This is a genomic window from [Clostridium] symbiosum ATCC 14940 (assembly GCF_000466485.1).
In the GTDB taxonomy this organism is placed as follows: domain Bacteria; phylum Bacillota; class Clostridia; order Lachnospirales; family Lachnospiraceae; genus Otoolea; species Otoolea symbiosa.
Map to the genome: position 1 here is coordinate 22,167 of NZ_KE992967.1, position 22,389 is coordinate 44,555.

Annotated in this window: 19 protein-coding genes; 4 read left to right on the top strand and 15 right to left on the bottom strand. The window is 47.8% G+C overall.

Going from position 1 to position 22,389, the window contains the following annotated elements:
• Window positions 1–88: 88 nt before the first annotated feature.
• From CLOSYM_RS15505 to CLOSYM_RS15525, 4 genes are all read left to right on the top strand, one after another.
• Window positions 89–1,417, top strand: a complete 1,329-nt coding sequence (locus tag CLOSYM_RS15505; RefSeq protein WP_021642835.1) for an MATE family efflux transporter — start codon at window positions 89–91, stop codon at window positions 1,415–1,417.
• Between the two features lie 282 nt (window positions 1,418–1,699).
• Entirely contained in the window at window positions 1,700–3,229 is a 1,530-nt protein-coding gene (locus tag CLOSYM_RS15515) for a Y-family DNA polymerase (RefSeq protein WP_009296163.1), read from the top strand.
• A 24-nt stretch (window positions 3,230–3,253) separates the two neighbouring features.
• Complete coding sequence (locus CLOSYM_RS15520; protein WP_003508110.1) at window positions 3,254–3,706, top strand: YolD-like family protein; 453 nt, start codon at window positions 3,254–3,256, stop codon at window positions 3,704–3,706.
• Between the two features lie 64 nt (window positions 3,707–3,770).
• Window positions 3,771–4,535 carry a glycoside hydrolase family 25 protein gene (locus tag CLOSYM_RS15525; protein ID WP_021642838.1) on the top strand — a complete coding sequence of 255 codons (765 nt, stop codon included), beginning with the start codon at window positions 3,771–3,773 and terminating at the stop codon, window positions 4,533–4,535.
• 56 nt (window positions 4,536–4,591) lie between these two features.
• Here CLOSYM_RS15525 and ppdK read toward each other — a convergent pair whose 3' ends face one another.
• The 15 genes from ppdK to CLOSYM_RS15600 all read right to left on the bottom strand — a co-directional run bounded on the left by ppdK (window position 4,592) and on the right by CLOSYM_RS15600 (window position 22,274).
• A complete protein-coding gene (gene ppdK / locus CLOSYM_RS15530) occupies window positions 4,592–7,216 on the bottom strand; it encodes a pyruvate, phosphate dikinase (protein WP_003498777.1) in 2,625 nt (874 codons plus the stop codon).
• Between the two features lie 699 nt (window positions 7,217–7,915).
• The gene (locus CLOSYM_RS15535; protein ID WP_100932797.1) at window positions 7,916–8,488 is read right to left on the bottom strand and encodes a hypothetical protein; all 573 of its coding nucleotides are present in this window, start codon (window positions 8,486–8,488) and stop codon (window positions 7,916–7,918) included.
• 172 nt (window positions 8,489–8,660) lie between these two features.
• Window positions 8,661–10,049, bottom strand: a complete 1,389-nt coding sequence (locus CLOSYM_RS15540; protein ID WP_009296158.1) for a glycine--tRNA ligase — start codon at window positions 10,047–10,049, stop codon at window positions 8,661–8,663.
• A gap of 20 nt (window positions 10,050–10,069) precedes the next feature.
• On the bottom strand, window positions 10,070–10,732 hold the full coding sequence (locus CLOSYM_RS15545) for a hypothetical protein (RefSeq protein WP_003498785.1): 663 nt from the start codon (window positions 10,730–10,732) through the stop codon (window positions 10,070–10,072).
• 180 nt (window positions 10,733–10,912) lie between these two features.
• Entirely contained in the window at window positions 10,913–11,560 is a 648-nt protein-coding gene (gene recO, locus CLOSYM_RS15550) for a DNA repair protein RecO (protein WP_044902559.1), read from the bottom strand.
• A gap of 107 nt (window positions 11,561–11,667) precedes the next feature.
• The gene (era, locus tag CLOSYM_RS15555; RefSeq protein ID WP_003498790.1) at window positions 11,668–12,570 is read right to left on the bottom strand and encodes a GTPase Era; all 903 of its coding nucleotides are present in this window, start codon (window positions 12,568–12,570) and stop codon (window positions 11,668–11,670) included.
• Window positions 12,571–12,732: 162 nt separating this feature from the next.
• The gene (locus CLOSYM_RS15560; RefSeq protein WP_021642841.1) at window positions 12,733–15,657 is read right to left on the bottom strand and encodes an insulinase family protein; all 2,925 of its coding nucleotides are present in this window, start codon (window positions 15,655–15,657) and stop codon (window positions 12,733–12,735) included.
• A 234-nt stretch (window positions 15,658–15,891) separates the two neighbouring features.
• Window positions 15,892–16,701, bottom strand: a complete 810-nt coding sequence (locus CLOSYM_RS15565) for a YdcF family protein (RefSeq protein ID WP_021642842.1) — start codon at window positions 16,699–16,701, stop codon at window positions 15,892–15,894.
• Window positions 16,702–16,732: 31 nt separating this feature from the next.
• The gene (locus CLOSYM_RS15570; protein ID WP_003508129.1) at window positions 16,733–17,968 is read right to left on the bottom strand and encodes a peptidase U32 family protein; all 1,236 of its coding nucleotides are present in this window, start codon (window positions 17,966–17,968) and stop codon (window positions 16,733–16,735) included.
• Between the two features lie 11 nt (window positions 17,969–17,979).
• On the bottom strand, window positions 17,980–18,621 hold the full coding sequence (locus CLOSYM_RS15575) for an O-methyltransferase (protein ID WP_003498797.1): 642 nt from the start codon (window positions 18,619–18,621) through the stop codon (window positions 17,980–17,982).
• A complete protein-coding gene (locus CLOSYM_RS15580; protein ID WP_021642843.1) occupies window positions 18,618–19,178 on the bottom strand; it encodes an endolytic transglycosylase MltG in 561 nt (186 codons plus the stop codon). The genes CLOSYM_RS15575 and CLOSYM_RS15580 overlap by 4 nt, the downstream gene beginning before the upstream one ends.
• 127 nt (window positions 19,179–19,305) lie before the next feature.
• Window positions 19,306–20,973 carry a ribonuclease J gene (locus CLOSYM_RS15585; RefSeq protein ID WP_003498800.1) on the bottom strand — a complete coding sequence of 556 codons (1,668 nt, stop codon included), beginning with the start codon at window positions 20,971–20,973 and terminating at the stop codon, window positions 19,306–19,308.
• Between the two features lie 36 nt (window positions 20,974–21,009).
• On the bottom strand, window positions 21,010–21,306 hold the full coding sequence (locus CLOSYM_RS15590; protein WP_003498803.1) for a DUF1292 domain-containing protein: 297 nt from the start codon (window positions 21,304–21,306) through the stop codon (window positions 21,010–21,012).
• Window positions 21,307–21,358: 52 nt separating this feature from the next.
• The gene (gene ruvX / locus CLOSYM_RS15595) at window positions 21,359–21,808 is read right to left on the bottom strand and encodes a Holliday junction resolvase RuvX (protein ID WP_044902566.1); all 450 of its coding nucleotides are present in this window, start codon (window positions 21,806–21,808) and stop codon (window positions 21,359–21,361) included.
• A gap of 202 nt (window positions 21,809–22,010) precedes the next feature.
• Entirely contained in the window at window positions 22,011–22,274 is a 264-nt protein-coding gene (locus CLOSYM_RS15600) for an IreB family regulatory phosphoprotein (RefSeq protein ID WP_003498806.1), read from the bottom strand.
• Between the last annotated feature and the right edge of the window lie 115 nt (window positions 22,275–22,389).

A 22,389-nucleotide genomic window follows, 5' to 3' on the forward strand; every position in this document is an offset into this window, starting at 1 on the left:
AAATAGTGACTTTTTCAAGGGCGTATGATATGATGAGATCAAATCAGCCCCTCCGGCTGACAATACCGTTACATATCAGGAGCCGTATATGACAAAAGGAAATATCACTAAAATACTATTCCAGTTTGCTGCCCCTCTGGTAGCCAGCAGCCTGCTGCAGCAATTATACAATATAGCCGATTCCATGATAGCCGGCAATTTTATCGGTGAAAATGCCGTTGCTGCTATTGGTGTTTCCACCAGCATCGTAATGTTTTTTACGAATGTCATTATCGGCTTTACCACAGGAGTCTCCATCTATATCGCCCAACTGACCGGCCGCAGGGATAATGAAAAAATCGGCGAGGCCATACGGACCTCGTTTTTCTACCTCGTTCCAGCAGCTCTGCTCATGGCTGTTCTGAGCCTTGGGATTATTGAACAGGTTTTAACGATGATGCATACGGACGGAAGTATCTTTGCTATGACCAAAACCTATATCTCCATTATTTTTGCAGGAATACCGTTTGTCATGGTCTATAATATATGCAGCGCGATCCTGCGCGGCATGGGAAACAGCAAGACCTCCATGCAGGCCATCGTAATCGCTACCTTTACAAATATTTTTGTAGACATTCTTTTCGTAGCTGTCTTTCAGTGGGGAATTATGGGGGCTGCCCTGGCCACCGTACTGTCACAGCTTTTCTCCTGCATTTACGTCCTTGCATACCTGCTGCTGCGCGTGGTAAAGAAATTCCCATGCCGTCACAGCTTTACAAAAGAGGCGCTGAAGGAACAGACGAGGCTCGGACTTCCCTGCGTTCTTCAATCCGGAATTATGTCCTTTGGCAGCATTATCCTGCAGGGAATTATGAATACCCTTGGCGTTCAGGCCGTCACAGCCATCACCTCCGCATACCGCCTCGACTCCCTCGCTATGCTGCCTGCCGTCAGTATGGCCTCGGCTGTTTCCACCTTCACGGCGCAGAATATGGGCGCCAGACAGTATGACAGGGTATCCGAGGGGTATTCCATCAGCGTGAAAATGATGCTCCTGCTCTCCGTCACCATAGCAGCAGCCGTTATTCTGGGCGGAAAATCATTTATCCTCCTGTTCGGAGTAAGCGAAGAGGTTGCCGGGCTGGGACAGAATTTCCTGTTTATGCTCTCCGTGTTCTATCCCATATTCGGGATGCTGAATCTGTTTATTGGGTTCCTACAGGGCACCGGCAACGTGATTACTCCCGCTGTCTGCAACATAACCGGCCTGGGAGTTCGCCTTACGCTGGCAGCAATTCTTGTCGCACCGCTCGGCTTTCCATCCGTCCCTTACAGCGAGGGAATCTCCTGGATTGTGGCCGCCTGTCTGTGCTACAGTAAATGCCGGAAAGCAAAAAAGAAAATTTTAACCGCGGCGTCCGATGTCAGCCGCGTATAAAACGATAGCCTGCACGTTCTGCGTACAGGCCACCGTCTTCAAACAGAAAAGCCCGGACTTCACCGGCCTCACGGCCCCGGTGAGATCCGGGCTTTCTTTTGTTGATTTTTCCGGGCTGACCAGGAGATAGAGACAGACAGGCAGCAGCATGGGAAACAGAAAGGCTGTATTTTTCCTTTATATTTGCGTGATTTCATGGCGTCTTCCTCTCCTCCCCATTTTGTGGTACAATAAGTTCAAATAACGTTTCAAAATAAGGAACCGGAAAGGAGGCCATCCGTTTTGCCATCAGAAGACCGTATCTATATAGCCATTGATTTAAAATCCTTTTATGCATCTGCCGAATGCAGGGAACGAAACCTGGATCCGATGACAACAAACCTGGTTGTAGCCGATGCAAGCCGAACGGAAAAAACGATCTGCCTTGCCGTCTCCCCCTCCTTAAAAGCTTACGGAATACCCGGCAGGCCCAGATTATTTGAGGTAGTGCAAAAAATCAGGGAAGCCAACGCCAGGCGCCGTATTTCTGCGCCAAATCATCAATTTACCGGCTCTTCCTATTACACGGATGAACTGAAGGCTTCTCCCGGGCTTTCCATCGATTACATCATTGCCGCGCCCAGGATGGCGCTCTATGTAAAATACAGCACACAGATTTATAATATTTATCTGAACTATGTGGCTCCGGAAGACATTCACGTTTATTCCATTGATGAAGTTATTATGGATGTTACAAACTATCTGGATACCTACCGGCTTACCCCCCGGGAGCTGGCCATGAAAATGATCCTCGATGTTCTGAAAAATACGGGAATCACGGCCACCGCCGGCATCGGAACAAATTTATATTTATGTAAAATTGCCATGGACATTGTAGCCAAACACATTCCTCCTGATAAAAACGGCGTAAGAATTGCCGAGCTGGATGAAATGTCCTACCGGAGACTTCTCTGGAACCACCGCCCGCTGACTGATTTCTGGCGGATTGGCCGGGGGTATGCCAAAAAGCTGGAGGCACACGGCCTGTATACAATGGGGGACATTGCCAGATGCTCAATTGGAAAATCAAATGAATACCATAATGAAGAACTGCTCTATCACTTGTTTGGAATTAATGCAGAGCTGTTAATTGACCATGCGTGGGGATGGGAACCCTGCACCATGAAAGATATCAAATCCTACAAGCCCGCCTCCTCAAGCCTCTGTTCCGGCCAGGTGCTGCAATATGCCTACGATTTTCAAAAGGCCAGGCTGATTGTCCGGGAGATGATTGATTTAATGGTGCTTGATTTAATCGATAAAGAACTCGTAACCGATCAGATTGTTTTAACCATCGGATATGATATCGAAAACCTTACCAACCCTGACATACGCAAATTATACAAAGGAGAGATTACGACCGACCAATACGGACGGCGTATCCCCAAACACGCCCACGGCACTGCCAACCTTGACCGGCATACCGCCTCGGCCAGACTAATCACAGACGCAGCATTGGAACTCTACGACCGCATTATTAATAAAAATCTTCTGATCCGGAGAATTACCGTTTCCGCCAATCACGTGATTGATGAAAATGCAATTCCACAGACAGAAAGCTTCGAACAGCTAGACCTGTTCACCGACTATGCGGCGCTTCAAAAAAAGCAGGAGGAAGAAAAAGAGGCGTTGAAAAAAGAAAAACAGATGCAGCAGGCTATGCTGTCCATCAAAAAGAAATACGGAAAAAATGCAGTTTTAAAGGGCATGAACCTGGAAGACGGGGCTATGACCTTACAGCGCAATAATCAAATCGGAGGCCATCAGGCATAATGGGTCTCCTGAAAGGAATCGATCATGGACGGCAAAAATAAATCTCCCCGTGATTATGAGGATATCATTCACCTCCCTCATCCCGTTTCCAAATCCCATCCGCCTATGTCCATATCCGACCGGGCGGCGCAATTCGCCCCCTTCTCAGCCCTGACCGGTCATTATGCGGCGCTTCAGGAAACGGCCCGCCGGACCGAGGAACGGGTGGAACTGGACGAAACCGCAAAGACAATACTGGATGAAAGGCTTAAACTTCTTTGCAGCAGACTGGATGAACACCCTGTGATCCATCTGACCTACTTTCAGCCGGATGAAAAAAAGCAGGGGGGAGCCTATATTTCCGTTACCGGTGTCATAAAGCGGATTGATGGCTATCGGCAGCTCCTTATCTTGGAAGACGGGATGCGTGTTCCGATCCGCGATGTTTTTGAACTTGAAGGAGAATTGTTTGAATTATTTGAATTCAATGATTTTTAAGGCTGGTGTACTGCTCCCGGTTTGACCAATATCATTGTGACAGACATCAGCAGGAGGAGGCCGTGTGGAACGAATTATCGACATAAACGGAAAGAAAAGACGAATAACCATCATGGCGATACCGGGAATCCTGCTGCTTTTCGTTATAGGCGTTCTTGGATATGGATTTTGCATTTACAATGGATATCTGCTGTTAAACAACCCTTCAAAAAAACAGTATCCTGTGTCCGGCATTGATCTGTCCCACTATCAGGGAGAAGTAGACTGGCCGGTACTGGCACAGCAAAATATAATGTTTGCATACATAAAAGCTACAGAGGGGAGCAGCCATACAGATGCCAGGTTTGCATATAACTGGGAAGAGTCCGGTAAGACCGACCTGGCGGCAGGAGCCTACCATTTTTTCAGCTTTGACAGCAGCGGTGATACCCAGGCGGACCATTTTATTCATACGGTGGGAAACCGGTTTGGAATGCTTCCCCCTGCAGTTGATGTAGAGTATTATGCTGATAAAAAAAGTAATCCGCCGGACCCGGAGTCTGTGCGGGAGCAGCTGCAGATTATGCTGGACCGGCTTGAGGAATATTATCATAAACCTCCCGTTCTCTATTCTACAGAAGATGTATGGGAAACTTATTTGAAAGGCCATTTCGACGAATATCCCCTATGGATCCGAAATGTTGTTACAAAGCCGGATTCTCAGGCAGATTGGTGCTTTTGGCAGTATACCAACCGGGGACGGCTGAATGGATATGCCGGGGAAGAAACATTTATTGATTTGAATGTGTTCTATGGAGATATTGAATCCTGGAACCGTTGGAGACACTAAGCATATAGAAAGCCCCAGAGCTGCAACTCTGGGGCTTTCGCTTTATTTATTGCTAATTATTTATTATTTAATGCTGCCTGTGCTGCTGCCAGACGTGCGATCGGCACACGGAATGGTGAGCAGGAAACATAGTTCAGGCCTACTTTGTGGCAGAACTCTACGGAAGAAGGATCTCCGCCGTGCTCGCCGCAGATGCCGCACTTAAGGTCCGGACGTGTCTGACGGCCTTTCTTAACTGCCATCTCTACTAACTGGCCAACGCCTGTCTGGTCAAGTCTTGCGAATGGATCGGACTCATAAATTTTTGCTTTATAGTAGGAATCCAGGAACTTGCCGGCGTCGTCACGGGAGAAGCCGAATGTCATCTGTGTTAAGTCGTTTGTACCGAAGGAGAAGAACTCTGCTTCCTCAGCGATGGCATCTGCTGTGAGAGCTGCACGAGGAATTTCGATCATGGTACCGATGTGGTACTGCATATCGGAACCTTTCTCTTTCTTAACCTGCTCAGCTACTTCCACAACTACGTCCTTAACGAACTTAAGCTCTTTCTTCTCGCCAACTAACGGAATCATGATCTCAGGAACAATATCGATTCCTGTCTCTTCCTTCACTTCGATAGCAGCTTCCATAACGGCTCTTGTCTGCATCTTTGCAATTTCCGGATAGGTAACTGCAAGACGGCAGCCACGATGGCCCATCATTGGGTTGAACTCGTGTAATTCGTCAACTTTTGCTTTTACTTCTGCTAAAGTAAGGCCCATGTTCTTAGCCAGTTCAGCCTGCTCCTCTTCTGTATGAGGAACGAACTCATGCAGCGGCGGATCCAGGTAGCGAACCGTCATTGGCCTGCCTTCCAGAGCTTTGTACATAGCCTTGAAATCGCCCTTCTGGAACGGGATTAATTCGTTCAGAGCCTCTTCTCTTGCTTCCACTGAATCGGAAAGGATCATCTTTCTGATCTTCATGATTCTGTCAGCCTCGAAGAACATATGCTCTGTACGGCAAAGACCGATGCCCTCTGCACCCAGTTTAACGGCATTGAGTGTATCTTCCGGTGTGTCGGCATTTGTACGAACCTTTAATGTTCTGAACTTGTCAGCCCATACCATGATACGCTCGAAGTTTCCGCTTACGGAAGCTTCCTGAGTCTCGATGTCGCCCTTGTAAATCTTACCTGTGGAACCATCTAAGGAGATGTAATCTCCCTCTGCAAATGTGTGTCCGCCAAGTTCGAATGTCTTAGCTTCTTCGTTGATCTTGATCTCACCGCATCCGGATACGCAGCATGTTCCCATACCACGTGCAACTACGGCTGCATGGCTTGTCATACCGCCGCGCACTGTCAGGATACCTTCGGCTGCATGCATACCTTCGATATCTTCCGGAGATGTCTCAAGACGAACAAGGATAACTCTCTCACCCTTCTCGTGGGCAGCCTTAGCCTCATCAGCGGTGAAGTATACTTTACCTGCTGCTGCGCCAGGAGATGCCGGAAGAGCGGAACCGATTACTTCGCCGGCCTTTAAAGCAGCCGGGTTGAAGGTCGGGTGAAGTAACTGATCAAGAGATTTTGCTTCGATTCTTACAACAGCCTCTTCCTCTGTGATCATGCCTTCGTCTACTAAATCGCAGGCAATCTGAAGAGCAGCCGGAGCTGTTCTCTTGCCGTTACGTGTCTGTAAGAAGTATAATTTACCTTCCTCGATTGTGAACTCCATATCCTGCATGTCACGGAAATGTTTCTCCAGCTTCATGGCCAGATCCATGAACTGCTTGTAGCAGTCAGGCATATCGTTCTCTAACTGGGTGATAGGCTGTGGTGTGCGGACACCTGCAACTACGTCCTCGCCCTGTGCATTGATCAGGTACTCACCGTAGATGCCTTTTTCACCTGTGGATGGGTTACGTGTGAAGGCAACGCCTGTACCGCTGGTCTCGCCCTTGTTACCAAATACCATGGTCTGAACGTTAACTGCAGTACCCCAGTCTCCAGGGATATCGTTCATACGGCGGTATACGATTGCACGAGGGTTGTCCCAGGAACGGAAAACTGCTTTAACAGCGCCCATTAACTGATCCTTCGGCTCCTGTGGGAACTCTTCGCCGTTCATAGCCTCTTTGTAAACAGCTTTGAACTTCTCAGCCAGCTCTTTTAAATCATCGGCAGTCAGGTCTGTATCGAAGTGAACGCCCTTTTCTTCTTTCATCGCATCGATGATTTTCTCGAAATGGGACTTCGGAACTTCCATAACTACGTCGGAATACATCTGGATAAATCTTCTGTAAGAATCATATGCAAATCTTGGATTTCCCGTTTTCTTTGCAAAGCCCTCTACTGCAACGTCGTTTAAACCAAGGTTCAGGATGGTATCCATCATACCCGGCATGGATGCGCGGGCGCCGGAACGTACAGATACTAATAACGGATCTTCAGTGTCGCCGAACTTCTTGCCGTTCAGTTCCTCTAACCATGTGATAGCTTCGAAAATCTGATCCTGAATTTCCTGTGTGATCTGTTTTCCACTGTTGTAGTACTCTGTACAAGCTTCTGTTGTTACAGTAAAGCCCTGTGGAATCGGCATTCCTAAGATGGTCATCTCTGCAAGGTTGCAGCCTTTGCCTCCAAGAAGGTTTCTCATAGATGCATTGCCTTCTTCGAACTTATAAACCCATTTTGCCATAAGTTTTCTTCCTCCTAAAGTTTATGTGTTAACATTGATATGCTGCGATGAGCAAAGGATTGAGAATTCCCGCGGACAAAAGACCCTCGCCTGTCCGTCCGCGTTACGCTCTCGCAAGCGCACATTCAAACGCCTATTGGCTACAGTTTCCTCCGTGACCAATAGACGCTTAAATGTACGCTTAAGTCCCGCTCTTACAGGCGCATATCCAGGTGTCCACTGCTGCTCCCATACAAGATGACGCTGCAATGGGCCTCTGGATATGCGCCTGCTCAATCCGCCCATCGTGAATATTATAACATAAACTCGCCTCTAGTAAAGGGGTTTTCTTCATTTATTTCCAAATAATTTGTAAATTTTCTTCATTGAAACACTGTGGAGCGGACCGCCTCCTGTTCTCTTGTACTTTTCACGCAGTTACGCTAAAATAATTGCAGTATTTCACATTACGCTAAAAGACCGCAATATAGATGTTGATAGTTTCGTTCATAAAACACCACTGTGCTATATACTCTCTCTTTGTGGCTAATTTTAGTGTTGTCTGCCAACGACCAGCCGCAGGCTGGTATGCATATCAGATTTTAGTGTTAGCCCACTAGAAAAGCACGCTTTTCTTCTAATTTTAGTTGAATTTCACAGAAAGGGATATGAAAAAGAGAAAATCAGACAAGCAAAGAAATTTTTCATCTGTATTCGTCTTTATCCCAAAGAAATCAGAGCTAAAAATAAGCCCAGTACGGCAAATCCCGCTACAAGTCCTATAATCAGAACGTTAAACCGGGCTGACGGTTCCATTCCGCAAAAAACTCTTCGGAATGCTCCGCCGCTTCCATCCGGTATGACATCGTCCTCCTCATCTTCCCCATCCTCTTCCGGCATATCGAGATAGATTACCGGCTGTGCATTATCTATCTCAGCCTCCTCCTCCGCTTTTTTCAGGACGGCCAATGCCTCATCCAGACTGCTTTTATCCACGTAATAATTTGTAACCGGGATTATATCTACCGTGTGTTCCCGGTAATTTCCGGTTGGCACCGCTGTTTTCATTTCCTCCACATAGAAAGGGATATTTTTCCGCCTCAGGCCCTCTTCCAGATACAGGGCCTGAAGCTCCGTGTCCGTGCTGCCTGTCAGAAGAACCGGTTCCTTTATCATGGAAAGGGCCAGCTCAAAGTCATATTCAATATCGGCCAGCCGTTTTTTACACTGCGGGCATACGCTTGTATCCTGAGGATATATTTTCCTGCATCCCGGGCAGATTCGCTTCGCCATCAAGCTTCCTCCAAAGCGGTGAAAGGCGCGCTTTGCGCACAGGCCACCGTCTTTCATTCAAACAGGGCCGGAATCAATCATCGATGATCCCGGCCCTGTGTTGTCATATGTCAGTAGTGTGTTATTGCTCACATCCCGCCCAAAAAACGGCGGGATGTAAACAGTAACTATTTTAAAATCTGAATTTGTCCTCAAAATATGCCTTAAGCTCTGTAATCGGAACTCTCACCTGCTCCATTGTGTCACGATCTCTTACCGTAACGGCTCCGTCTGTCTCGGAATCAAAGTCATAGGTGATGCAGAACGGCGTACCGATCTCATCCTGTCTTCTGTAACGCTTTCCGATATTGCCTCTGTCATCGAATTCACAGTTGTAATATTTGCAAAGCTCATTATACACCTTCTCTGCGCCCTCATTTAATTTCTTGGACAGAGGAAGCACGCCGATCTTAACAGGAGCGATCGCCGGATGGAAATGAAGAACGGTTCTTACATCGCCCTCTCCGATCTCCTCTTCGTCGTAAGCCGCACAGAGGAATGCCAGCGTCACACGGTCAGCGCCAAGTGACGGCTCAATTACATATGGGATATATTTAATCTTCTTCTCATCATCGAAGTAGGTCATATCCTGTCCCGATGTGTTCTGGTGCTGGGTCAAATCGTAGTCTGTCCTGTCTGCGATACCCCAGAGTTCGCCCCAGCCGAATGGGAAGAGGAACTCGATATCCGTTGTGGCCTTGCTGTAAAAGCTCAGCTCCTCCTGCTCATGATCCCTGGCGCGCATCTCGTCTTCCTTGATGCCGAGCGCTTTCAGCCAGTTAATGCAGTATTCTTTCCAGTAAGCGAACCACTCGAGATCAGTATCCGGCTCACAGAAGAATTCCAGCTCCATCTGCTCAAACTCTCTCGTACGGAAGGTAAAGTTACCCGGTGTAATCTCATTACGGAAGGACTTGCCCACCTGCGCGATTCCGAACGGTACTTTCTTTCTGGAGGTTCTCTGGACATTTTTAAAGTTTACAAAAATACCCTGAGCTGTCTCCGGCCTTAAATATACGGTATTCTTAGCATCCTCCGTTACGCCCTGGAATGTCTTGAACATCAGGTTGAACTGGCGGATATCGGTAAAATCATGCTTGCCGCAGCTTGGGCAGCAGATATTGTTGTCATCGATGTATTTCTTCATCTCTTCCTGAGACCATGCGTCTACGGAACCTTCAATCTTGATTCCCTTCTCATCCATATAGTCCTCAATCAGCTTGTCGGCGCGGAAACGCTCTTTACATGCCTTGCAGTCCATAAGAGGATCGGAAAAACCGCCCAGATGGCCGGAAGCCACCCATGTCTGGGAGTTCATAAGTATAGCACAGTCAACACCCACGTTATACGGGCTTTCCTGTACGAATTTCTGCCACCAGGCTTTCTTTACATTGTTCTTCAGCTCCACACCGAGGTTACCGTAATCCCATGTATTGGCAAGTCCGCCGTAAATCTCAGAACCCGGGTATACAAATCCTCTTGATTTGGCAAGAGCTACAATCTTTTCCATTGTCTTTTCCATCTTTAAATTTATCCTCCTATCTATTTGAACACAACAAGGGCATTTTCGCCCTCCGGCACCGTCACCGTGTATTCATCCTTCTTTTCTATGCCCTCCGTCATATAGAGAACCTTTCCGGAAAACATGATATTGCCTCCGCCGCTAATCCGGGCAGCCGACGCAGCCGCGTCTGATTTTATCTCCTCTGCCGAGGCCGGACTTCCGTCCGCCTTGACAAATTGTCCCTCTGCAAGCCATCCGGCCGCATCGGCATCTGCCACTTTGCTGACTTCCAGCGCTGTAACCGTATTGCTTGTATCCTCGTTATCCTCCGTCTGGCGGAATTTAATCAAATCCTCCAGGGAAGCATAATCAAATACGGCCTTCATAACTCCTTTATCCGCCGTAACGCTCTGAAGCGAAGCCGGCAGCTTATCGGCTCCCATCTTATTCTCCGCCATCCCCTGCGCACCGTTCTCCTGATTAAACCGGATGACGGCAGCCTCCAGGTACTGCTGGAGATCCTTGCTGTTAACAGTATCTCCCTCGTATTCTTTCACCAGAGCACTGGAAACAGAACCATCCTGCGCCACATATACACAGCTTACGGACGGAGAGAATGTACTTTTCTGGCTTGCACCGCAGCCTGTCAGCAGCATTCCTGCCACGGCAGCCGCCGCTAACAGCAGTCCGGACTTTTTCATCACTCATCCTCCCTTTCATTTCGCATCAAGTTTTTATAGTATACCTTCTTTTTCCTTTATTTTCAATAGGCGGCCAGGTATTTATTCAGTAATAATTCAGTACTGTCCACGGGCAGCGGCCCGCGGGGTATTTTCACCCCCGTTCATAATGACAGTTCAGACAGCATGAACCGTTGCGATTCATACGATGGCATCCAGGATCTCCAGTGAATGGAATTTCCTGTCTATGTAGCGTTTCTTGTTATCCTCGACACACCGCCTGAATTCTTCAAACACTTCGTCGGTGAGCAGAAAGGTATACAGTTTTTCCACAGGGGAGAAAATAACATATTCCCAGGCGTACACAGCCGATTCGCTGGCTGCCCGGCCGGGACGCTCCGTATACTCACCGTTGAGCGACATTGCCTTCAGCTCAAAAATCCGCTGAACCAGCCTGTTTGGAATCGCGGGCCGCAGAAGGACCCGAAACGACTGATACAGCAGCTTCAGCATTTCTGTCGCCTCGATCCCTTCTCTCTCGTAGTAGTCCGCAAATTCCACAAAATAAGAGGCATAGCAGGCGCACTCCATATCCTTTTCCAGGTCTTCAAAATAATTTTCTATCTCCGCCCCGTAAAGATTATAGGCGTCCCGCCCCTCCGCCAGGGAAAATGTGCCAAAAGCAAAGGGACGGCTGGGCGCCCGAAGCAGACTGCCCGGCCGTTTTGCCCCTCTCGCAAAAGCCGTGATTTTTCCCCGTTCTTTTGTCAGGATGACAAGACGTTTGTCGTATTCACCCACCGGAAATGCGCTAAGCACCATACCCGTGATTTTAACTAATTCCCTCAAACCTCCGCCTCCTGACTTTTTTGCTGAAATGCAGTTCAATAGTTACTTTTCACAGCATTGCCGCGTTTTGGCAGGGGTGTAAAAAGTAACGTTCAATATACAGTAACCTATATGTCTTTCGGATTGTAACCGTAATTCTTCATATAGAGATCGCTGTCACGCCACTCTTTTCTGACCTTCACCCAAAGCTTTAAGTTCACCTGGGTGTCCATCAGATTCTGTATCTCCGTCCTGGCGGATGTTCCGATTTTTTTCAATTTTCCGCCGTTCTTTCCGATAATGATTCCCTTATGGGATTCACGCTCGCACACGATGGTTGCGTCGATGTCAATCAGTCCGTTCGGACGCTCCTTCATCTGGTCAATGACAACGGCAATGCCGTGAGGTATCTCGTCGTCCAGCATTCTGAGGGCCTTCTCTCTGATAAGCTCGGCCGCAATCTGGCGCATCGGCTGATCCGTCACCGTATCCTCATCATAAAACTGCGGCCCTTCGGGAAGGTATTTGAAAATGCAGTCTTTTACATCATCGATATTGATTTCCTTAAGAGCGGACACCGGTATAATCTCCGCAAAATTGCAGATGTCCTTGTAAGCCGCGATAAAGGTGAGAATCTCGTCTTTTTTTACCGTATCAATCTTGTTTATTACAAGCATCACCGGAGTCTTCACCTTATTAAGCTGCTCCGCTATATGGCGTTCTCCCGCTCCGATAAACGTAGACGGCTCCACCAGCCACAGGATGACGTCAACCTCCTTCAGCGTATGCTCGGCAACGCTGACCATATATTCCCCAAGCTTATTCTTTGCTTTGTGGATACCGGGAGTGTCCAGAAAGATAATCTGCCCCCTCTCATCCGTATATACGGTCTGAATCCTGTTTCTTGTAGTCTGCGGTTTGTCGGACGTAATCGCGATTTTCTGTCCAATCAGATGGTTCATAAGCGTGGATTTTCCCACATTCGGCCGCCCTATTAATGTTACAAATCCTGATTTTAAATTATCCTGCATTCAAACTCCTTCAATTTTCCGGTTGCGAATGCTGCAGTTTTGCCATAAGCCGGACTGCAGCATCCAAACCGTTTTTTGTTTCTCTTCTGTATATAGTTTCGGGTAACGGTTCAATAACTCCATGTTACTATTCACAGCACCGCTGAAAAACGCGGTGCAGACTTAATTAAACAAATTCTTTATGCTGCCGAACAGCTCCTTATTTTCCTTGATTTTCTCTGAATTACCGACAACGCAAAAGCTTCCGGTAGACAAAATCGCTCTGATAATCTTCGCAAGTGCGCGGATATCCTCCGGCTGTGCGGCCAGCACCTGCCTTCTCTCCTCTGCCAGCATCTCATCCGTAATGCCGGAATACCAGGCCGATACCGCCTTGGCGCCTTTATACGGCGGCAGCAGAGGCGTATCCATGTCGCTGATGGTGCCTATTACATATTTTGTCATATCCCTCTCGTCCGCGTCAAACTGTTCCAGGTAATCTGCAACTCCTTCAAATACCTGATCCGTCTCTTTCAGATTCGGATCCCGGTAGGATACAAAATAACCTTCACCGGAACGGCCGGCGCTGTTCATGACTCCGTAAGCGCCTCCTTTAACCCTGACATTCAGCCAGAGATAATCGTAACCCAGGATAGGTTTCAAAACCCGCAGCGCTCCTGTATAGGCATAGCCGCTCTCTGCAAAGCTTCCGCACCTGGCCACATAATTGACCTGCGAGGAAGTCATAAAGCCCTCGTTCCGGTTCCCCTTTTCCCAAATAAACGGATATGACGGACCGCCTGTCTCAGGCAGCTTCTCTTTTAAAAGCTTCATGGCAGGCGCCAGATATCTGAATCCCTCGTCATCCGCCGTATAGCTTACCGTCATGTTATCCGCAGTGAAAAGGCGGCCCGCCGTCTCTTTTAATTTCTGCATCAGAACTGTTTTTCTGTCCTCAAAATTCCTTGCAAGATCCTCCAGGAACTGATAATAGGCAATTCCGCCCGTAATATCATTGAAGGCCGAGGTTGCCGAAAAGTAAGAGGTAGCTCTCGCCACAGCCGCAGAGTGTGCCGCAGAATTCAGCTTTGCCTGGCTTCTGGACTTCATCTCCGCCACAATCTCACTTAGACGTTTCTCGTCGTCAAGAATCGAATCCGCCAGCATCTCTCCGATCAGAGAAAAACCGAAATCCAGCTTTTCGTAAAGAACTCTGGCGCTGGCCGTGAATGCCCCGGTAAACTTTTCCGGTTCTTCCAGGTTCGGGAACGACGTCACGCTCAGGCTGATTCCGCCGCTGTTTAAATAGATTTCGCTGGCAAGATCACTGTAGGTATGCTCCTTTGTATTCACATAGCCCAGAACCGATTTCAAAAGGCCGACATACGGCAGATCCTCCGCCGGCACCCGGTTTGTATCAAACAGCACCTTCAGGTATCCGATTCCGGATGTGAACATATTATGAGCCAGAACCGTTGTATTATCAATCTCTTTTACTTCCAGGCAGAGCTTTTCCGGCTGTTCTTCAATGTCTTCCCGTTTCAGCAATGGGATTTTCTCAAGCTCCTCCTTCGGGGACGGGGTATCCTGGTACAGCTTAAGTTCTCTGGTTTTTTCAATCAGCGTCTTAATCTCTGTATCAGAGAGGCTCTTTTTATATTCAGCCAGCTTTTCCCTCAGCTTTTCATCTTCGATGGCCGTTAAGTTTCTCTTCGGACTGACCGTAATCACTGCCTCAAAGGGGTTATCCAGCAGGCAGGTCTTAATCAGATTCTCAAAGTAGCCCTCTTCCACCGCTTTTTTAAGGAATTCAAAAGTCTTTTCATACTCCAGATGCATCAGAGGATCACCGTCATAAAGCCAGCTGTCCATGCTCTGAAGGCCATACATCAGTCCCTTCGGCGCTGAGCCGAAATCAGCTTCCCTGTATCGGAATTCATAATAATTTATCCCGGCAAGGAGACTCTTCCTGTTGATTCCCTGATCCGCCAGCTTTCTGAGAGTCCCTTTGACGACAGCAAGAAATTCCCCCAGCTGTTCCCTGTCGGCATCCTTGGCTATGACGGAGAAGTAAGGCTGCAAAATGCCGTTTTCATAACCGCCAAGGATATCCTGGCCGATACCTGCTTTCACCAGTTCTTCCTTCAGCGGCGCTCCGGGCGCGTCTATCAGTGTATATTCCAGGATCTGAAATGCCATGTAATGGATCGGATCCAGGTCATCGCCCACTACTGTATTGACTGACAGGTAAGTCGCCTGCTCTTCCGGCTCCGTCTCTGTGATGGAATAGTAAATCTCACGCTCAACAGGCTTCTCGAATGGCTTCTGCATATGGATGGCGGAATCCACCGGCTGTCTGTCATACCGGCTTAAGTATTCTCTGTCCAGCCAGTCTAATTTTTCCGCCATGTCCATATCCCCATATAAATAGATAAAGCTGTTGGACGGATGATAATATCTGCGGTGGAAATCGAGAAACTGTTCATAGGTCAGGGATGGAATCGCATCCGGAGCCCCTCCCGACTCGTTGGAATAGCAGGTATCCGGGAAAAGAACATTTCTCGTATAGCGGTCCAGCACGCTCTCCGGCGAGGAAAACGCTCCCTTCATCTCATTGTAGACTACTCCGTTATAGACGAGAGGGCTTTCCTCCGACTCCAGCTCATAGTGCCATCCCTCCTGCATGAAGATTTTCTCCTCATTATAAATACCCGGATGAAGTACGGCATCCATATAGACGTTCATCAGGTTCTGGAAATCCTTGTCATTGCAGCTTGCCACCGGATATACCGTCTTATCCGGATATGTCATTGCATTTAAAAATGTATTGAGGGAGCCTTTTACCAGCTCTACAAACGGGTCCTTCACCGGAAACTTTTCCGAACCGCAGAGTACGCTGTGTTCCAGAATATGGGGAACTCCCGTGCTGTCGGACGGAGGAGTCCGGAATCCTATCGTAAACACCTTATTTTCGTCCTCATTAGAAAGCAGGAAAATCCTGGCGCCCGTTTTCTTATGCTCCAGGATTATTCCCTCCGAATTCAGTTCTTTTACATATTTTTCACTTATTACCTGATAGGCGTTTAATTCCTTCACTGTCATTCTCATCTTCCTTTTCCTGATTGGTTTATTTGTTCCTGTTCACACCATGCCAAAAAGCGGCATGCTGTAAACAATAACACGCTTCGCGATGCACAGAAACTGCATAAAACGCAGTTTCGCGCCGTGAAACTCGGGATTTTTGTGCAAAATGCGCACGAAAACACCTCGCGGAATACAACCTGTGAACAGTAACGTTTATTTTCACTGCTAACCGTTCAGATGAACAGTTTCTTCACTTTCTTACATTTTACCCATAAATTTATCTTTCAGTACAGCAAAACACTCTCTAACCCACATATGTATGGCCAAAACAGGATCTCCGGGAGCAGCTATGCCCGATATGTTGTAAATCCCCTGTTTCCTGGCTATGGATTTGGCCCGGAACACATGGTAATTGCTGGTCAGAACCGCAATTTTGACCGAGTCGGATCTTTCTTTGTAGCTGTCAAGCAGGCTTTCCCTGGCCTCCATCGCCTTATATTTTTCCTGATAATCAATTACCTTTTTGCTGAAAACAATGTTCTGCACCGTATTGACGGACTGTTCTTCCAGAAGCAGCTGGGACTCCGGTATGCCGTTATACTGAAGATAATCATACATGGCCTCAGCTTCGCTGATATCTTCGCCCTCCCCTTTTCCTCCGGAAAGCACCAGTACGGTATTCGGATTATTCTCCGCATATTCAAGCGCCTTGTCCAGCCTTTTCTTAAGAGAATTGCTCAGTTCGCTTCCCCTCACTTTGGCTCCCAGCACTATCACATATTCCGCCGCCCGGCGCGTGGAGGTGACAGCGCTCCATCCAATCAGCAGCTCCACCGCGACAAAAATGACAAGGCATGCTGTGCAGAATGTGGCAGTCGATACCACCAGCCACTGAGGCACAGACTGGGGATGCCGGTGGTAATAGTGCAGTCCCGCCGCCAGGAGTACGAAAAATATTGCCATTGTCGGCCATATCAGGGCAAATGAAGTCGACATGCCTGAATACAGCGCAATTACCCCATAATAAAGCAGACATAAAATTGCAGCACCTTCCAAAATCCATGTCATGGTTTTCCTCCTTCGTAGAGCGTGTCTTAATCTAGTCCGCCTCCATCTCACTTCTGCGGATAATATCGCCGCACTCTGCATCCGCCCCCAAATCCACATAGAGAACTTGTTTTGGGTGGGGTGCGCTCTCCACCGGATTTCCTTCCTCGTCGCAGATGGCCGCAACCTCATTCTCCAGATTCCGGCCGTCCGGTTTCATAATCTCCACCGTCTCGCCCACAGAGAACTTATTCTTCTGTTCTATGCGTACCAGGCCGTCCTCCCGTACTGCCTCCACCGTACCGAGATACGTATAGTTTTTCACATAAGTATTGCTGTCGTAAATCTGAGTCGTGGCATCCGGCTTGTGAAAATAGAATCCGGTCGTAAATTCACGGTACGTACATTTACCAATCTCCGATTTATACCACTCCATATTCTCTCTGTATAGCTCCGGACTTTTCAGATAGTCGTCGATTGCTTTTCTGTAGGTCCGTGCTACAGTCGCCACATAGAGGGCCGTCTTCATCCTGCCTTCGATCTTGAAGCTGTCTATGCCGGCATCAATCATTTCCGGAATATGTTCAATCATGCACAGGTCTTTGGAATTAAAGATATAGGTTCCGCGCTCATTCTCATACACCGGCATATATTCACCCGGCCTGGTCTCTTCCACCACCGAATATTTCCATCGGCACGGATGGGTGCAGGCCCCCTGGTTGGCATCCCTGCCCACAAAATAATTGCTTAGCAGGCAGCGGCCGGAATAGGAAATGCACATGGCGCCGTGGATGAAGCTCTCAATCTCCATGTCCTCCGGAATCTTCTCCCTGATTTCCTTAATCTCGGCGAGAGACAGCTCCCTGGCAGTCACCACCCGCTTTGCCCCCTGGCCGTACCAGAATAAATAAGTCCCGTAATTCGTATTGTTGGCCTGGGTACTGATATGAAGTTCCATATCCGGCAGGATTTTCTTTGCAATGGCAAACACACCGGGATCTGATATAATCAGGGCATCCGGCTTTACCTCCTTAAGCTCTTCAAAATACTGTTCCACCCCGGGAAGATCGTCATTGTGAGCCAGAATATTTGCCGTTATATAAACTTTGACACCTCTTTCGTGTGCAAAAGCAATTCCCTCTTTAATTTCCTCGTTTGTAAAATTCTTTGCCTTCGCCCTCAGCCCAAACGCCTCTCCGCCCAGGTAAACGGCGTCGGCTCCGTATATCACCGCAGTCTTCAATACATCCAGACTCCCGGCAGGGATTAAAAGCTCCAGTTTTCTCATAATTCAGCTCCTCATTTCTTTACACTGATTGTAACACCGTCCCCAATGGGGATTATGGATGTCTCAAATTCCTCCATATGGGTGAGGGTATACAGATACTCTCTCATCCTTGCATGGATTGTCCTGTTTCTCCGCTCCACCGCATAGCGGGACTCGATAATATCGCCGTCCTGCAGTACATTGTCCGATACCAGGACTCCGCCCTTTGGAAGCAGCCTCAGCATGACCGGCAGCCAGTGGAGATATTGTCCCTTGGCCGCATCCATGAATATAAAATCATAAGGGCCGGAAAGTGATCCCAGAATTTCTTCTGCATCACCTTCCAGTAAGGTGATCCGCTCCTCTTCCCCTGCCCTTATAAAATTTTCTTTTGCTATCGGAATACGCTTTTCGTATTTTTCTATTGTCGTTATATGACAGTTTTCCGGCATTACACGGCTCATTAAAAGAGCGGAATAGCCTACCGCCGTACCCACTTCCAGTATTCTCTCCGGCCGCTTCATCGCAACAAGAGTCTTTAACAGAGCCGATGTCTCTTTCCTGATAATCGGAACATAAGAAGAAACAGCCTCCTCTTCCACTTCATCGCAGAGACTGCCGTTTCCCCTATCTAAAGAATTGATGTATGCGGTTATCCTCTCATTTACTATCATGATACATAAGCTCCATCTTCATCGGCCGCCCCGTCTTCCCGGGATGCACCGTTTTCACCGGTGGTTTCACCGCTTTCGTCACTGCCGATATTCTCAGCGCTGCTGCCGGCCGTACCGCTCTCCCCGCTGCTCCCGGAAGAGGTACTGGCAGCGGCGCTGCTTTCAGCAGCTTTCTTACGCTCTATACCGCTCTCATCAATCGCTTTCATCATATCTCTGGATGTCATCGACGTATTCAGCGTATAGGTCCCCGAATACACTTCATAATCAAAAAATTTAGCCTGGATAATAAATATCAGTTTATTATTAATCAGCCCGCTTTTCTCCAGCTCTTCGGCAACCTCGGACAGTGATTCACCATTCCTGATAGTGAATTCTTTGTCGGTTCCCGGCGCCTCAGCTACGGCCGTAGGCGAAAAGACTTCATGTCCCAGACTGTAGCCTCTCGTAATTCCCTCATACAGAAGAAAAAATACAAGGGCATAGAATAACAGCCTGACGGACATGCTGATTATTGTAGTCGTTATCCTGTTGATTTCTCTGGTTGTCCGGCTCATATGCAGTAACTCCTGTCTGGTACATTAGCGGTGTAAACACGTTACTATTCACAGCGCCGCCAAAAAACGCGGTTCTGCAAATAGTAACGCCGACACTGCTTCACACTGTATAACACGCAGCTTTTATCTACACTTCCATAATAATCGGCAGAATCATCGGATTTCTCTTCATCTTCTTCCAAAGGAAATCGCTTAAGCTGTCCCTGATAATATTCTTAATCTTGCCCCAGTCGCTGACATGGCGCCTCAGGCAGTCCTGTACCGCCGCGTCTACAATCTTCTGGGCCTCGTCCATCAAATCCTCTGATTCCCTGACATAGACAAATCCCCTTGAGACAATGTCCGGTCCTGCCATAAGCTGGTTGCTGTATTTTTCAAGAGTAAGCACAACGATGATAATACCGTTCTGCGCCAGGTTCTGACGGTCACGCAGGACAATATTGCCCACGTCGCCAATTCCGAGACCGTCAACCAGTATCCCTCCGGCCTGTACATGATCGGCAATTTTGTAGCCCTCATCGCCAATCTCCACCACATCGCCCGAAGACATGATAATTACATTTTCCTTCGGAATTCCCATGGATTCGGCCAGTCCCTTCTGCGCCATCAGGTGGCGGTACTCGCCGTGTACCGGAATTGCGTATTTAGGACGTATCAGGGAATACATCAGCTTGATTTCTTCCTGGCAGGCATGTCCCGATACATGGGTATCCTGGAAAATCACCTCAGCTCCCTTCATGGAAAGCTCATTGATTACCTTGGACACTGCCTTTTCATTACCCGGAATCGGTGTTGAACTTAATATTACCACATCTCCCGGCATAATGGATACTTTTTTATGAAGACTTGCCGCCATTCTGGATAATGCCGCCATAGATTCACCCTGGCTGCCCGTCGTGATCAATACCGTGTCTTCTTTCTTATAATTTTTCAGATGCTCTATATCAATCAGCGTTCCTTCCGGAATATTGATATATCCCAGTTCACTGGCCGTTCCGATGACATTGACCATGCTTCGGCCTTCCACAACTACTTTTCTTCCGTATTTGTAAGCCGAATTGATAATCTGCTGTACACGGTCCACATTCGAGGCAAAGGTAGCCACAAGAATCCGGTTGTTCTTATGCTCGGCAAAAATGGAATCAAAGGTCCGTCCCACCGTCCGTTCAGACATCGTAAATCCAGGCCTGATGGCATTGGTACTGTCACACATAAGGGCCAGCACACCTTTTTTGCCAAGCTCTGCAAACCGCTGAAGATCGGCCGGCTCACCGAATACCGGCGTGTAGTCAATTTTAAAGTCTCCCGTGTGGAGAATAATGCCTGCCGGCGTAAAAATAGCCAGGGCAGATGCGTCCGCGATACTGTGGTTTGTCTTTACAAATTCGATCCTAAAGCAGCCCAGATTAATTGACTGGCCGTGTTTTACCACCTTGCGCTTGATCGTCTTTGTCATGTTGTGTTCTTTTAATTTATTGTCAATCAGCCCGATTGTCAGCTTTGTTCCGTATACCGGGGCCGGGATGTCCTTCAGGACGTATGGCAGGGCTCCGATGTGATCCTCATGTCCGTGAGTGATTACAAAGCCTTTAACTTTGCTGATATTATTCTTTAAATAGGTCACGTCCGGGATTACCAGATCGATTCCCAGCATGTCGTCGCTGGGGAATGCCAGACCGCAGTCCACGACAATAATACTGTCTTCATATTCAAAGGCAGTCATGTTCATACCGATCTGTTCCAGCCCTCCGAGCGGAATGATCTTTACCTTATTATGTTTATTCTCTTGTTTCAAAGATTGCACCTCCGTATGTCTTTATTTTCCGTTTCATTATTTTTCGATTTCAACTCCCAGATCACTCATAAGCTCTTCAAAAATTTTGGACATATAATCAAGCTCACCGTCATCGTCCACAAATTCATAAGATGCTTCCGGGTCTTCCGGTTTTGATTTATCCCGCAAAAGATAGCAGTCGCCGTCTTCTTCTTTCGAATCGCTCACTAAAAGATAGGTTTCCCCATTCATCTTAGTCTCTTCCAGTACATAAAAGCTGACAGTTTCTCCGTCATCTGTCTGAAGCGTAATCATATCATCACTATTTTCCATGATTTTGTCAAACGTATCCATCCTGTTCTTCCTTTCCTGCCCGCAGGCGCCGGACTCCCGGCCGCCTGCCGCACTACTTCTCCGGCTGCGTATTTACCTTGCTGATAGCCAATGAGTCCAGATAGACCTGCAAAATAAGGGAAGCGGCAACTTTATCAATCACTGCTTTCCTGTTCTCGCGGCGCACTCCGCTTTCTATTAAAATCTGCTCTGCAGCAGTCGTAGTCAAACGTTCGTCCCATAAAATCACAGACAGACCGGTGCGGCGCTCCAGCATCTCTTTGAATGCAAGAGTCTTCTCCACACGCTCTCCTGATGTGTTATTCATATTCTTAGGATACCCTAAAACTATCGTTTCAATCTGATATTCCCGAATCAATTCTTCAATCCGCGCACAGGTACGGCGCAGTTTGTTCTCATCCTCCCGGGTGATTGTCTCAAGTCCCTGGGCCGTAAAGCCCAGCGGATCACTGACCGCCACCCCGGTCGTCTTGGAACCAAAATCCAGTCCAAGTACTCTCATAAGCTGTTTTACCCATAACAAAACAAGCTGGCATATTGCCAACTGTCCTGCCTCTCTTATCATTCTTACGCTGTCGTATACTCCGGAATCCTGTTATTGTCCATTCTGAAAAGTCTGCGCCGCGCACATTTCCCCGCGCCGCACTGCAAAAAATCCTGTATCGCCCAAAACCTTCCGCCAGGGGTTGTCCCCTGCCGCTTGATTATTTCAGTTTTGTCTCCACATAAACTTTCATCAGTTCTTCCAGAATCTCATCACGCTCAACCTTCATAATCAGGCTTCTGGCGCTCTTGTGGCTGGTAATATATGTTGGATCTCCAGACATAATATATCCCACCATCTGATTGATAGGGTTGTACCCCTTCTCAGTCAGAGCAACATAAACCTGCTCTAAAACCTGGCTTACTTCCAGCTTCTTCTCTTCCTGTACTGCTTTAAAAAATTGTGTATTACTGATATCGCCCATGATCTTATTCACGTCCTTTAAACTACTCTCATCTATTCTACCCTAAAAACCAATATTCGGCAAGGGAAATTTTCACGATACCAAATGGAGATTTAGTTAAGCAGGTGAGGACGCC